Genomic DNA, 13378 nt, shown 5'->3' with positions numbered 1-13378 from the left:
TCTACAGTTGTAGAGGATCAGGAGATGCGGTCGCCAGAAAGGTGATGATGTCCACACCCGATCGACGCGCGGCACTCGTGGACGCTGCCATCGATGTGATTGCCACCCAGGGCATTCGAGCGCTCACGCACCGCGCCCTCGATACCGCCCTCGACCTACCCGGCGGGTCGGCCTCCTACTACTTCCGCACCAAACGCGCGCTCATCGAGGCGATCGCGGACCGGATCATCACCCGCTCCCGCGATGACTTCACCGCCGCCGAGCTCGTCCCCTCGGTATCCATCGACCCCGAAGCCACTGCGCAGGCCATCGCCAGCTGGCTCGACCGGCTACTCGTCGACCGGCGTAATCACCTCATCGTCCGGCATGCGCTGATCATCGATCCGCTCTGCGACCCCGAATTGCACCGGCGGCTGGCACACAGCCTGTTCTCAACCGAGCGGGCACGAGACCTCTTCCACGCCTTGGGTTTTCCTGAACCGGAGGCAACCGCCGCGGACTTCGTCGCGGTGCTCGAGGGCGTCGTCTTCGATAGATTCGCGGGCGCACGGGCACATGTTCCGGCAGGGACCCGGGACAGCGTCGACCAGCTCGCGGCTGTGCTGTCCCGCTATCTGACCCTGTAGACCCCGGGGTCAGTTCGCCCAGCCCCACTCACTGTAGGGCGTGCCCATCGTGAACCCGCGGATTCCGGTCGCGGAATAGCGAATCAGCGACTCTTCCGGCAGCGTATCGAGCGAAAACCAGTGCAGCCCATAGCTCTTACCCGGCTCCCGATTCACCGGCTCACCCGCCCAACGCAGCGCGTGGAAGAACAGTCCGAGCCGGGCTTCCCGCCCGGACCCGATCACGTGTGCGGTATGAATCAGTCGCAGATCCGTGGGATCGATGACAACCCCGATTTCCTCGGCCGTCTCGCGTGCCGCAGCAGCAGTGGCGGACTCGCCAGTCTCCAGCTTGCCCGCGGGCAGATGCCACAACCCGTCGAACTCGTCCGCACTGCGCCGCCTGCTGAGCAACAGCTCACCACCACGCACAAGCAAGATATGAACATCGACAAGATGCCGGTCGACCATCCAGTTCCTCCCTCAGCGGCAGCGCTGCGAACGGCAACGGCCCTAGTCCGAGACACGACCGGAGCAGGGCCGCACGAGTGGTTCCCCAAGCATGAGGACCTGTGGAACGCAGTAAGAGACGACCTCTGGCCCGCACTACTGAACACCGATGGTAGGCCGTAATGTCCGAAATTCATCGACAGCGCAACGAGATAGACCCCTCGGTATCGGAACTACTCGAGATCTTCCACACCGACACCCAGCAGAAACTGCACCTCGCTCCAATGCGCAGCCATCCGCTATTCCACAGCGATACCGGAATATTCCAACTAGCCGATGACGGTTGGCCCGAAGTCCCCTGATACCACTGGAAGCGGCGGCATCAGGCAACATCCTGGACGATCGTCAGAACCGACGGAAGTCCGATCTCCTCGAGGCCTAGCGTGACGGCTTCGTGTAGGTCGGCAACCGCCTCATCCGGGGTCTGACCGACCCCATGCGCGCCGCCGTTGGGGACGACGGTGTGAGCACCCCAGGTACCGTCTTCCTCCTGCTCCAGTTCACTTTAGCGGTGGTAGCTGAGGCCGATGACTCCTCGCCGTTCCTGCGCCGCTCCAACCTGCAGAAGCAACCGGTATACTCCAGAGTATGACTGCCACAACCATAAAGGTGCCGAAGGCAACGCGTGACAGGCTGCACCGGCTGGCGGCCGCCCACGGGCTGACGCTGGCCCAGCAAATCGACCGACTGATCGACGAGAGTGCGGTGAAACCGCGCCCGACGATCGGCGGCTACCGTAGCGACCGGCCGCTCAGCGCCGAAGAGATCGATGAGGAACTGGCCCGAGGCTTCGGCGAGTGACCGCGCTCATCGTCGACACAAGCGCCATTCTGGCCGTGTTCGACGAGGTACATCCCGAACATTCCGCGATCGCGCGCATTCTGGGGGAGGCCGATGACCTGCTGGTTGTCTCGCCGTTCATCGTCGCTGAAGCCGACTACATGTTGTCATCGCGGCTCGGAGCCGATGCGGCGCGCTCCTTCGGTCAGGATGTCGTGACAGGCGCCTACGAACTTGCCGAGTGGAGCGCGGAAGACCACGCCGTGGCGGCGGCCATTACCAGCAAGTTCGACGGGCCGAAGGATTACATCGGCATCGCCGACGCGTCGAACGTCGTACTCGCCGACCGATACCGCACCACGGTGATGGTGACCTTGGACCAACGCCACTTCCGCCAACTCCGTCCGTTGTGGGGTGCAGACCATTTCACTTTGCTGCCCTACGACACCGAATAATCGGACTCCGCACGGCGGCGACTGAAATCGGTTGGCGCTGAGCAGGACCTCCACCAGAACGACGCTATCCCCATCCAGTCAACCAGCGTGGCACTCAGCGGCTTAACACCAGGCCCGACGTTGGGACACCAGTGCCTGCCGTGACCACGATATTCTCTACATTGTCCACCGGGTTGACGGAGCTGCCGCGGATCTGCCGGACCGCCTCGGCGATCCCGTTCATACCGTGGATATAGGCCTCGCCGAGCTGGCCGCCGTGGGTGTTGAGCGGCAGGCGGCCACCGATTTCGATGGCGCCGTCGGCAATGAAATCCTTGGCCTCGCCGCGGCCGCAGAAACCGAGTTCCTCCAATTGCATGAGGACGAACGGGGTGAAGTGGTCGTAGAGGATGGCGGCCTGCATATCCTCTGGTCGCAAACCACTCTGTTCCCAGAGCTGATCGCCGACCAGCCCCATTTCCGGCAAACCGGTGAGGGCATCGCGGTAGTAGCTCGTCATGACATATTGGTCCGCACCGGAACCCTGTGCGGCGGCGGCGATTACCGCCGGACGCTGCGGCAGATCCCGGGCCCGCTCGACACTGGTGACCACGATCGCGACACCACCGTCGGATTCCTGGCAGCAGTCGAGCAAATGCAGCGGTTCGGCTATCCAGCGCGAATTCTGATGGTCTTCCAGAGTGATCGGCTTGCCGTAGAAGAAGGCGGCCGGATTCACCGCGGCATGTTTGCGGTCGGCGACGGCGACGCGACCGAAGTCCGCACTCGTCGCGCCGTAGACGTGCATATACCTGCGGGCCACCATGGCCACCTGCGCGGCCGGTGTCCCCAACCCCTGTGGATAGGACCAGCCCGCATCGATGCCCGATGAGGTGGGCGCGGTGGCCAACGCCGTGGAGAACTGGCCGAAGCGGGAGACCGAACGTTCGTTGAAGGCACGGTAGGCGACAACGACATCGGCCACGCCGGTGGCGACCGCCATGGCGGCCTGCTGGATGGTGGCGCAGGCCGCGCCGCCGCCATATCCGATGTGGCTGAAGAACTTCAGCTGCGGGATACCGACGGCCCGCGCCACGGCCGCTTGGGTGTTGGTATCCATGGTGAAGGTGGTCAGGCCATCGACATCGGCCGGGGTGAGGCCCGCGTCGGCGAGCGCCGCGGTGACCGCCTCGGCGGCCAAACGCAATTCACTGCGGCCGGAGTCCTTGGAGAAGTCGGTGGCGCCGATGCCGACAATGGCGGCGCGGCCGGAAAGCCCGGTGTTGCTGTCAGCGCTCATCATGGCCTCCGCAGTGCGATAACGGCTTTCGCCGTGATGTGGTCACCGAGGCTGTCGCGGCCGACGATATCAATATGGATGTCATCGCCCTCGATCGCGGCGACGGTGCCGGAAAGGGTCAGGGTGTCACCGGCATACAGCGGCACACCCAAGCGCAGCGCGACCGATTTGACGATGGCGCGCGGTCCGGCCCAGTCGGTGACGAAGCGCTGCACCAGCCCGGTATCGGTGAGGATATTGACGAAGATGTCCTTGGAACCGCGGGCGACCGCCTTGTCCCTGTCGTGGTGCACATCCTGAAAGTCCCTGGTGGCCAGGGCAGTACTGATCACGAAGGTGGGATCGGCGGTAATGACCAGCTCGGGCAGTGCGGTGCCGACCTCGATCGTGGCCGGTTCGACGTAGGTCATGCGATGTCCTCCTTTGCATGCCCGAGGGACCCTCCGTGGTTACGCAGGCTGCCGCCTCCGGGCCCTGACTCGGTCATGCGGTCACCCGCCAGACCGGCAGTACGGCCTCGTCATCGAGTTTCTCGAACTCCACCTGCACCGGCAGGCCGATCTTCACCTCGGCCGGATCGATGCCACGCAGTTCCCCGAGCATCCGCACACCCTCTTCCAATTCGACCAGCGCGACCACGAAAGGCAGCTGCCGTCCAGGCACTTTCGGCGCGTGATGCACGACGTAACTGAATACCTCACCCCGCCCGGAGGCGATGACGTAGTCGGTCTGCACCGACTTGTCCTGCCACAGCGCCGGAATCGGCGGATGCCGCAGCGTGCCGTCGGGCAGCCGCTGGATCCGCAACTCCCCGACCTTGGTGCCCTCCCAGAAGAATTCGGTATCCCAGGAGACAAGCGGTTTGACCCGTTCCCCCGCGGGCACCTTCGGTGCGGTGCCGGTGCCTGTCCCAGGTGCGAATTTCAGCAGCCGGAACAGCATTTCGGCGACGATCTCGTCACCGACGTGCCAGCTGGTCTGGAAGGTGACGAACCAACCCTCACCGAGCGCGGTCTTCTTCGGGCCACGAATCTCGGACAGCCTGCTCGTCACCGAGATCTGCTCGCCGACATTCACATACCGGTGATAGGTCTGCTGACAGTCGGTGGCGACCACAGAGGTGTAGCCCGCGCTGTCGAGCAGTTCGGTGACCTGCGCCATCGGATCATCGTCCGGACGCGAACCATTGAGCCCGAACATGGTCCACACCTGCGCCATGGCCGGTGGGGCCACGGTGCCGGGATGTCCGGCGGCGCGGGCGGCATCCTCGTCGACGTAGATCGGATTGCGGTCCCCGAGCGCCTCCACCCAGTTGTTGATCATCGGCTGGTTCACCGGATCACGCCCGAGGCGTGGCGCGCAATCACCCGCCGCGATGATCTTCTCGGCGGCGTCGGTAATCGCTTCCGGAGTCATGGTTTCCGGCACGCGCGGCTCCTTGTGGTCGTGGCGTATCGCGGGATTCATCGAGGTACCCGAGGCAGTTTCAGCCCGGAGGAGGCGACCAGTTCGCGCATCACCTCATTGACGCCGCCGCCGAAGGTCACCGCCAGATTCTGTTTGGTTCTGCGGTCCAGCCAGATCAGCAGTTCGGCGGTGTCCGGATCGGCCGGATCGCCGTAATGCCCGACGATCTCCTCGGCCAGCCGACCGGCCTCTTGGAGCGATTCGGTGGAGTACACCTTGGTGGCCGAGGCATCGGCGATCACGGAGGCCTGGTCACCATCCACGGTCGCGGCGTGAGCGACGGGCCCGGAGGCGGTAGCGGAGCGTGACCCCGCAGGGCCCCGGGAACGCCGCAAATCAGATGCTGCGGCTACCTGCCAGTTCAATAATTCGTTGAGCCGAACCATGGCGTGCATGCGGCCGAGTGCGCGGCGCACGTCGGCCTCGGCGAGCACACCCCACGCCTGGGCCCATTCGCGCACCCGGTCGTAGAGCTGTTCGATCTTGCCGGACGGGCCGAGGCTCACCCGCTCGTGATTGAGCTGGGTGGTGATCAGCCGCCACCCCTTGTTCTCCTCGCCCACCAGCATGTTCGCGGGCACCCGGACATTGTCGAAATAGGTGGCATTGGTGTGATGCGCACCATCGCAGGTGATGATCGGGGTCCAGGAGTAGCCGGGATCCTTGGTGTCCACGATCAGGATCGTGATGCCCCGGTGCCGCGATTCGACCGAGCCCGTACGGCAGGCCAGCCAGACATAGTCGGCCTCGTGCGCACCGGTGGTGAAGATCTTCTGCCCGTTGACGATCCAGTCCCCGGATGCGTCGCGCACCGCACTCGTGCGCAGCGCCGCGAGATCGGTGCCAGCCTCGGGTTCGGAGTAGCCGATCGCGAAATGGATATTGCCGGAAAGGATTCCGGGCAGGAATTTCGCCTTCTGCTCTTCGGTGCCGAAGCTCTGCAGTGTCGGGCCGACCGTCAACAAGGTCACCAGCGGCAGCGGAACATCCGCGCGCACCGCCTCATTGAAGAAGATCTGCTGCTCCATCGGCCCGAATCCCTGGCCGCCGAACTCCTTCGGCCAACCGACCCCGAGCCAACCGTCTGCGCCCATCCGGCGCACCACCGCGCGATAGGCGTCACCGTGCCGGTTGATCGCCATCTCGGCCTCCTCTTCGGGAGTCACGAGATCGGCGAAGTAGGTACGCAATTCATCGCGCAGCTTGCGCTGCTCCGCGGTCAGATCGATGAACATCTGGCCCCCAATCGATCAAGTCGGAACGATTCGCCGCCGAGCCAGCGGGCGATGTCCTTGGCCTGTGAGTAGTAGCGGTGCATCGGATGGGTCACATCGACCCCGAGGCCACCGTGCAGGTGATGGCACTTCTGCATGGCGGCGGGCAGTTCCGATGCCACGGTGTAGGCGAGCACATCGAGGTCGTCATCGATGCGCTCCTGATGCGTCGGCGCCGAATCAGACTGTGCCAGTGCCCAATTCGCCGAAACTGCGGCCGCGTGCAGGGTCCGTGAAACGACGTACACATCGGCGATCTGCTGTGCGACGGCCTGGAATTCGGCGAGCGGCCGATTGAACTGACGGCGGGTCCGCAGATGCTCGGCCGTGAGCACAAGCGCACCTTTGAGCAGTCCGTCCGCGGTCGCGCCGATCGAGGCGATGGCCAACCGATGCAGTTCACCGATGCCACCGGGCAACAGTTGCTCGGCCGGAATCTCGACCTGATCCAGGCGCACCGTATATTCCGGAATCCCGCCGGAGGCCGGTGACGGCGTCAGGGTGAGCCCGGCCGAATCCGAATCCACCAGTGCGATACCGGAATTCGTCGGAATCAATAACCAGCGCGCCTGCTCCGCATAAGGCACCGCCACCTTGTGACCGGTGATGCGCACGGTGTCGCCGTCGGAAACCACGGTGGTCTCCGGCTTGACCACGAACGGATTCGCCCGCTCGCTGAGCGCGGCGGAGAGCACCGCACCCTTGGCGACCTCCGGATAGACCCGCTCGGCGACACTGTCCGGCAATGCGGGCAGCAGCGGCAGCAGCCCAAAGCCGAGGGTCGGCAGGGCGGGCACCGCCACCGCATCAGTAGCCAATTCGGTCAGCAGAACCGAAACCTCCGGCAGCCCCATGCCGTCACCGCCGAACCGCTCCGGCAGCGCCAGCGACAGCAGTCCGGTCTCGACCAGACTCGGCCACAGCTCGATATCGCGTGCCGGTTCACGCTCCAGCAAACTCACAACGACTTCGGCCACGGCATCCTGGCCCTCGTCCCGGGTGAAGTCCACGCTTTACTCCCAGTTGGTTCTTCGACTAGCTGTCGGCGTCGCGAGGCAGTCCGAGAATTCGCTCACCGGCCACGGTCAACAAAATCTGTTCGGTTCCACCAGCAATCGACAAACAGCGCGTAAGCAGGAATTCTTTTATCACTTCCGAGTCCTGCGCACCGGCAGGGCCTGCCATCTCCACGGCGAATTCGGCAACCGCCTGGCGGTGCCGGACACCGACGAGCTTGCGCACACTGCTCTGCGCCCCCGGATCACCGCCCGCCAGCATCCGAATCGCGGCACGCTGTTCCAGCAACAGTCCAGCGATCGCATCGGCAATGAAGCCGCCGAGCCGATCGTTCACAAGCTCCGCGCCGGGCCCGGTGGCGGGCAGTTTGGCGATGAGCTCCTCCAGTACCGGCCCGATTCCGTTGCCGCCCATGGCGACGCGTTCGGTCGACAGGGTCGAGCGGGCGATCTTCCAGCCGTTGTTCAGCGCGCCGACCAGACAGTCGTCGGGTACGAAGACATCGTCGAGGAAGACCTCGCTGAAGTGCGCCTCCCCGGTGATCTGCACCAGCGGACGCACTTCGAGTCCGGCACTGCGCATATCGACGAGGAAGTAGCTGATGCCGCGATGTTTCGGTGCGTCCGGATCGGTGCGGGCCAGGCAGATCGCCCAATTCGCGGTATCACCCAGCGACGTCCACACCTTCTGTCCGCACAGCACCCAGCCGCCGTCGACCTTCTTCGCGGTGGTGCGCAGCGCGGCCAGATCCGAACCGGCCTCCGGCTCACTGAACAGCTGGCACCAAACAACCTCACCGCGCAGCGTCGGCCACGCAAACCGATCGATTTGCTGCTGCGTGCCGTGCTGCAGCAGGGTCGGGATGGCCCAGCCGCCGATCGCCAGATCCGGCAACTTGAGGCCCGCGCGGCGCAGTTCCTCCGAAATCACCAGGCCCGTCATGGGGTTCGCGCCGCGCCCGTACGGTGCGGGCCAATGCGGCATGGCGAGCCCGGCGTCAACCAATGCATTGCGCCGCTGATCGACCGGCAGCGCGGCGATCGCGGCCACCTCGGCGGCCAGTTCGTTTACCTTGCTGTCGTCGGCCTCGACACCGGCCGTGTCCGATTGGCGACGCTCACCGGCCCCGCCATGGGCCCGCTCCGCTACCGCCTCCGGGACCGTCGCTCGCGCCGCGGAAGCGAAGACCCGGTCCGCACCGGTGGTCCGCCGCTGCCCGGCCCTGGTCAGCTCGGTAACCCTGGCTCGCCAGCGCGCCGATCCCCCCAGCAGTTGCCGCAGTGTGGTGGCCCGGCGCAGATAGAAGTGCGCATCGTGCTCCCAGGTGAAACCGATGCCACCGAGCACCTGAATGCAGTCCTTGGCGGTCTCGACCGCGGCATCCAGCGATATGGCGGCGGCGATGGCGGCCGCGATGGGCAGTTCCGCACCGCCCTCGTCGACGGCGGCCGCGGCATCGGCCGCGACGGAACGGATCAACTCCGTCCGGCAGAGCATCCACGCGCAAATGTGTTTGAGGGCTTGGAAGGAGCCGATCTTGCGGCCGAATTGCTCACGTACCTTGGCATATTCGACGGCGGTCTCCAGACACCAACCGGCCACCCCGGCGAGTTCGGCCGAAGCCAACACCACGAGAAGATCTTCCACCGCGTGCGGCGACTCGAACACCCGCTCCGCGGGCACCCGCACCTCGGCGCAGCACACCCGCGCCAGCGGCGTGCTCGGGTCGGCGGATGCCAGCGCCTCGATGCGCAGACCTTCGGCATCGGGTCCGATTACGCACCAGCGCAACCCATCCGACGTCCGCACCGGCAACAGCACCGAGGTCCCCGGCGCCGCGCCGAGTACCGATTCCCAGACACCCGTGAGCAACAACTCTTCGGGTGCGCCCGGCAGGCTCTCTCCTTCGCCGCGCTGGCGCTCGGCTTCACCGACAACGAAGTCGAGCGCGACACCGCACGGCATATCCTCGGCGAGCGCGCCCGCGGTGACCAGGTTCGCCAATGCGGTGGACAACACCGGCCCACCCACCAGATCGTGTGCCGCCTGCTCGACCAATACCGCGAGGTCGGCGACCGATCCGCCGTGGCCACCGGCGGCTTCGGCAATCGCGACCCGGAAAATTCCGAAGTCCGCCAAGGCCGGCCAATATGCGCGCCAGAAGTCCGTCGGTTCGTCCCGCATTGTTGCAATCGGACGTACCGATCCAGCCCACCCGCGCATCGACTCCTGAACGGCTTTATGCTCGTCAGTGGTGGCGATGGTCACAGTCCATACCGCCTTTCCGGCGTGACTCCCACACCTAGAACATGTTCTAATATCCTAGCTGGGCGGAAGTCAAGAGACGACGGATGCCCGTCGGAATGCGCACGCAGCCGACGCGAAACCCGTTAGTGCAGGAAAGGACTCTCATCAATGGCCAGTCCCTCCCGATCGCAGCCAGCCGATTCGAATGCGGCCGGGCGAGCATCGGCCACTGCGACGGTCACGACACTGAGCGAGGACGAGCTCAGCTCGGCCGCGCAGCGGGAACGGCGTAAGCGAATTCTGGACGCGACGCTCGCACTGGCCTCCAAGGGCGGTTACGACGCCGTGCAAATGCGCGCGGTCGCCGAACGCGCCGATGTCGCGGTCGGCACGCTCTACCGGTATTTCCCGTCCAAGGTGCATCTGCTCGTTTCCGCGCTGTCGCGGGAATTCGAGCAGATCGAGGGCAAACGCAAACCGCTTGCCGGCCAGACGCCGAACGAGCGCATGCATCTGCTGCTGACCCAGATCACCCGGATGATGCAACGCGACCCCTTGCTCACCGAGGCGATGACACGCGCGTTCATGTTCGCCGACGCCTCGGCCGCTGCCGAGGTCGACCGGGTCGGCAAGGTGATGGACCGGGTGTTCGCCAGGGCCATGAACGACGGCGAGCCCACCGAACACCAGTTGGCGATCGCGCGGGTAATCAGCGATGTCTGGTTATCGAATCTGGTGGCCTGGCTGACCAGGCGCGCCTCGGCCACCGATGTGACCGAGCGACTGGAACTCACCGTGGATCTACTGCTCGGCGGCAGTGGCAGCTAGCGGGTCGTTCGAAAAGGTCGGCGGATGCCACCGGCCAGCTCATACCCAGCAGGTCAGCCGGGCCCGTCGGAGCGCGTCGATCGGATCCGCCGACGTGAGCCTGCACACGTCGGCGGTCAGATCAAGGATGCGTCAACTGGGCAGATCCGGCAGCGGGCGGCTGGACGCGTCCGCAATCATTCGCGTGCGACACGGCGCACTGCGGTGCGGCAAATTCAACAAAGTATTGTCACGCGTGCCCCTGAAAAAAACTCCTCCGATCACGAGGTTGGATGCGTGAGCGCACAGGATCTGCCACTGGAACTTCGCCGTGCACTGTCGACGGTCGCGCGCGTGCCACGACTTTTGGTCGCATCGGACTACGACGGGACAATCGCCCCCATCGTGTCCGACCCGACGAAAGCTTTTCCACATCGAGAATCGGTTAGCGCGCTACGAGCGCTCGCCGGTCTCACCGGAACGACGGCCGCCGTGATCTCCGGCCGTGCCCTGCGAGATCTCGCGGCATTGTCGCGACTTCCGGTCGAAGTGCAACTCATCGGTAGTCATGGTTCGGAATTCGATGTGGGTTTCGTGCACGCCATCGACAATGACGCCAAACACCTGCTGGTCGAAGTGCAGACGACTCTGTCACAGATCGCCGCGGAAAACCCTGGCGCCAGCGTCGAGATCAAACCGGCCAGCGTCGCGCTGCATGTACGCAATGCGAGTCCGGAAATCGGGCTGCGCGCACTGATGGCGGTGCGGCAGGGTCCGGCCTGCTGGGTCGGCGTACAGGTGACCGAGGGTAAATCGGTGATCGAACTCGCGGTGATCCAGACCGACAAGGGCGTCGCGCTCAATACCGTCCGGCATCAGGAGGGCGCGTCGGCCGCGGTGTTCTTCGGCGACGATGTCACCGATGAGAAGGCCTTCCGCATGCTGTCCGGCCCCGATGTCGGCATCAAGGTCGGCGAGGGGGAGAGCCTGGCCAAATACCGGGTGACCAGCACCGAGGCCGTGTCCTGGGCGTTGGCCTACCTGCTCGAGGAGCGACGCACCTGGTTGGCCGGCGCGAGCGCCCCGCGCATCGAGCGGCTGAGCATGCTGGCCAGTCCGCGTTCGGTGGCACTGCTCACCCCCGACGCGACCGTCACCTGGTTCTGCCATCCCGAGCCGGATTCGGCCGCGGTGTTCGCCCATCTGCTCGGCGGACCGCAGGCCGGCCATTTCACCATCCAACCGGAACGTCCCGGCCTGCCGCTCTCACAACGCTATGTCGACGGCACCATGACCGTCGAAACCCGCTGGGCCAGTTTGCAAGTGATGGATTACCTGCCGCACGATGTGGCCCCGAACCGCACCGACCTGACCCGGGTCATCACCGGCGATGCGAAGGCGGTCGTAACCTTCGCGCCCCGACCGGAATTCGGCCAGGTACCGGTCAGCATCGAATGCGAACCGGCCGGGTTGCGCGTGCTCGGCACCAACGATCCGATGGTGCTGCGCTCCCCCGGTGTGCACTGGGAGATCCAGTCCGACGGTATGCACAGCTCCGCGCGCGCCGTCATCGATCCGTCCCGTGGCCCGATCGTGCTGGAAATGCGCTGCGGCACTCAGGATCTCGCGCCCGCCATGAACAGCGAGCCGGAGCGACGCCGGGATGCCGAGGACTACTGGTCGAAGTGGGCGGCCAAATTGGACCTGCCGCCGCTGAAGCCGGATCTGATGAAGCGTTCGGCACTCACGCTGCGCGGGTTGGTGCACGCGCCGTCGGGTTCCATCCTGGCCGCCGCCACCACGTCGCTGCCGGAAGATATCGGCGGCGTACGTAACTGGGACTACCGCTATTGCTGGCTGCGGGATGCCTCGCTGACCGCACAGGCATTGGTTTCGCTCGGCTCGCTGACCGAGGCCGAGGAGTTCCTCGGCTGGGTGCATCGGGTTCTGGAGACGCTGCCCGGCCCGGAGCGACTGCACCCGCTGTACACGCTCTACGGCGAAACCCTGCCGCCGGAGGCATCGATCGATCAGCTGCCTGGCTATGCGGGTTCGCGGCCGGTCCGCGTCGGCAACGCTGCGAATATGCAAGTGCAGCTCGATGTTTTCGGCCCGATCGTCGATCTGATCGCATCGCTGGCGCACGGCCGCGAGGCGAAGGGACTGACCGATCCGGCCAAGGCGCTGCCGGACGCCGACTGGGAACTGGTGCACGCCATGGTCGCCGCGGTGCAGCGGCGCTGGCACGAACCCGACCACGGCATCTGGGAAATCCGCGGCAACCCGCGCCACCACGTGTACTCGAAGGTGATGGGCTGGCTGACCGTGGACCGGGCGATCACCTTGGCGCAGCGGTTCCAGCGTCAGATCGATCCGACCTGGATCACGTTGCGCGACACCATCGCCGACGAGGTGAGGACCAAGGGCTGGAACGATGACGTCCAGTCCTACACCGCCGCCTACGACGGCACCGATCTGGATGCGGCCACGCTGCACATCGGCCTCAGCGGACTGATCGAACCGTCGGATCCGCGGTTCGCTGCGACGGTCGTCGCCACCGAGGCGGAGCTACGCAGCGGCTCGACGGTGTACCGGTACCACCACGACGACGGCCTGCCCGGTGGCGAGGGCGGCTTCCACCTGTGCGCGGCCTGGTTGGTCGAGGCGTATCTGCTGATCGGTAAGCGCTCGGACGCCGAGGCGCTGTTCTCGCAGTTGATCGATGTCGCCGGACCGACAGGTCTGCTCAGCGAGGAGTACGACCCGGTCGCCGAACGCTCGCTCGGCAATCATCCGCAGGCCTACAGCCATCTCGGCCTGCTGCGCTGTGCACAGCTGTTGGGTAAGCCGGTGGAAGCGCTCGTCTGAGCCGACCGCCACCGGAGCTCCGGGCCCGCGCACCGATCGGTTCGCGGGCCTGGTCCGTATCCGGCGTCG

13 protein-coding genes are annotated in these 13378 nt (G+C 65.4%); 6 read left to right on the top strand and 7 right to left on the bottom strand.

Features of this window, described 5'->3' with window-relative positions; all coding sequences use genetic code 11:
• Positions 1-47 precede the first annotated feature (47 nt).
• Entirely contained in the window at positions 48-626 is a 579-nt protein-coding gene (locus AB0L63_RS14055) for a TetR family transcriptional regulator (protein ID WP_364499507.1), read from the top strand.
• A 9-nt stretch (positions 627-635) separates the two neighbouring features.
• Here AB0L63_RS14055 and AB0L63_RS14050 read toward each other — a convergent pair whose 3' ends face one another.
• The gene (locus tag AB0L63_RS14050; RefSeq protein WP_364499504.1) at positions 636-1076 is read right to left on the bottom strand and encodes an NUDIX domain-containing protein; all 441 of its coding nucleotides are present in this window, start codon (positions 1074-1076) and stop codon (positions 636-638) included.
• A gap of 161 nt (positions 1077-1237) precedes the next feature.
• Here AB0L63_RS14050 and AB0L63_RS14045 point away from each other — a divergent pair, with 161 nt between their 5' ends.
• The 3 genes from AB0L63_RS14045 (at position 1238) to AB0L63_RS14035 (ending at position 2350) form a co-directional block, all read left to right on the top strand.
• Positions 1238-1417: a hypothetical protein gene (locus AB0L63_RS14045; protein WP_364499501.1), complete on the top strand. Its 180-nt coding sequence runs from the start codon at positions 1238-1240 to the stop codon at positions 1415-1417.
• A 286-nt stretch (positions 1418-1703) separates the two neighbouring features.
• A complete protein-coding gene (locus AB0L63_RS14040; RefSeq protein WP_364499498.1) occupies positions 1704-1916 on the top strand; it encodes a hypothetical protein in 213 nt (70 codons plus the stop codon).
• Complete coding sequence (locus AB0L63_RS14035; RefSeq protein ID WP_364499495.1) at positions 1913-2350, top strand: PIN domain-containing protein; 438 nt, start codon at positions 1913-1915, stop codon at positions 2348-2350. Before AB0L63_RS14040 ends, AB0L63_RS14035 begins: the two co-directional genes overlap by 4 nt.
• A 94-nt stretch (positions 2351-2444) precedes the next feature.
• On the opposite strand, the gene AB0L63_RS14030 is transcribed toward AB0L63_RS14035, so the two are convergent.
• The 6 genes from AB0L63_RS14030 to AB0L63_RS14005 form a co-directional block, all read right to left on the bottom strand.
• Positions 2445-3629 carry a lipid-transfer protein gene (locus tag AB0L63_RS14030; RefSeq protein ID WP_364499492.1) on the bottom strand — a complete coding sequence of 395 codons (1185 nt, stop codon included), beginning with the start codon at positions 3627-3629 and terminating at the stop codon, positions 2445-2447.
• A complete protein-coding gene (locus AB0L63_RS14025) occupies positions 3629-4039 on the bottom strand; it encodes a MaoC family dehydratase (RefSeq protein ID WP_364499489.1) in 411 nt (136 codons plus the stop codon). The genes AB0L63_RS14030 and AB0L63_RS14025 overlap by 1 nt, the downstream gene beginning before the upstream one ends.
• 73 nt (positions 4040-4112) lie before the next feature.
• Positions 4113-5030 carry an OB-fold domain-containing protein gene (locus tag AB0L63_RS14020; protein ID WP_364500214.1) on the bottom strand — a complete coding sequence of 306 codons (918 nt, stop codon included), beginning with the start codon at positions 5028-5030 and terminating at the stop codon, positions 4113-4115.
• Positions 5031-5092: 62 nt separating this feature from the next.
• Complete coding sequence (locus AB0L63_RS14015) at positions 5093-6331, bottom strand: acyl-CoA dehydrogenase family protein (protein ID WP_364499486.1); 1239 nt, start codon at positions 6329-6331, stop codon at positions 5093-5095.
• Complete coding sequence (locus tag AB0L63_RS14010; protein ID WP_364499484.1) at positions 6316-7380, bottom strand: acyl-CoA dehydrogenase family protein; 1065 nt, start codon at positions 7378-7380, stop codon at positions 6316-6318. Before AB0L63_RS14010 ends, AB0L63_RS14015 begins: the two co-directional genes overlap by 16 nt.
• Positions 7381-7405: 25 nt before the next feature.
• Entirely contained in the window at positions 7406-9655 is a 2250-nt protein-coding gene (locus AB0L63_RS14005; protein ID WP_364499481.1) for an acyl-CoA dehydrogenase, read from the bottom strand.
• 147 nt (positions 9656-9802) lie between these two features.
• Between AB0L63_RS14005 and kstR the strand changes: the two genes are divergently transcribed.
• Together kstR and otsB are read left to right on the top strand one after the other, a co-directional pair.
• On the top strand, positions 9803-10462 hold the full coding sequence (gene kstR, locus AB0L63_RS14000) for a cholesterol catabolism transcriptional regulator KstR (RefSeq protein ID WP_364499478.1): 660 nt from the start codon (positions 9803-9805) through the stop codon (positions 10460-10462).
• A 276-nt stretch (positions 10463-10738) separates the two neighbouring features.
• Complete coding sequence (gene otsB / locus AB0L63_RS13995) at positions 10739-13309, top strand: trehalose-phosphatase (protein WP_364499475.1); 2571 nt, start codon at positions 10739-10741, stop codon at positions 13307-13309.
• The last annotated feature ends 69 nt before the right edge of the window (positions 13310-13378 follow it).

The sequence above is a fragment of the Nocardia sp. NPDC051990 genome (assembly GCF_040680755.1).
Lineage (GTDB): Bacteria > Actinomycetota > Actinomycetes > Mycobacteriales > Mycobacteriaceae > Nocardia.
This window is presented reverse-complemented; position numbering and strand designations above follow the sequence as displayed.

Coding starts and splice junctions, on each gene's coding strand:
- AB0L63_RS14015 (WP_364499486.1), bottom strand. CDS start 6,331: ATGTTCATCGATCTGACCGCGGAGCAGCGCAAGCTGCGCGATGAATTG.
- AB0L63_RS14040 (WP_364499498.1), top strand. CDS start 1,704: ATGACTGCCACAACCATAAAGGTGCCGAAGGCAACGCGTGACAGGCTG.
- AB0L63_RS14030 (WP_364499492.1), bottom strand. CDS start 3,629: ATGAGCGCTGACAGCAACACCGGGCTTTCCGGCCGCGCCGCCATTGTC.
- AB0L63_RS14055 (WP_364499507.1), top strand. CDS start 48: ATGTCCACACCCGATCGACGCGCGGCACTCGTGGACGCTGCCATCGAT.
- kstR (WP_364499478.1), top strand. CDS start 9,803: ATGGCCAGTCCCTCCCGATCGCAGCCAGCCGATTCGAATGCGGCCGGG.
- AB0L63_RS14025 (WP_364499489.1), bottom strand. CDS start 4,039: ATGACCTACGTCGAACCGGCCACGATCGAGGTCGGCACCGCACTGCCC.
- AB0L63_RS14045 (WP_364499501.1), top strand. CDS start 1,238: ATGTCCGAAATTCATCGACAGCGCAACGAGATAGACCCCTCGGTATCG.
- AB0L63_RS14050 (WP_364499504.1), bottom strand. CDS start 1,076: ATGGTCGACCGGCATCTTGTCGATGTTCATATCTTGCTTGTGCGTGGT.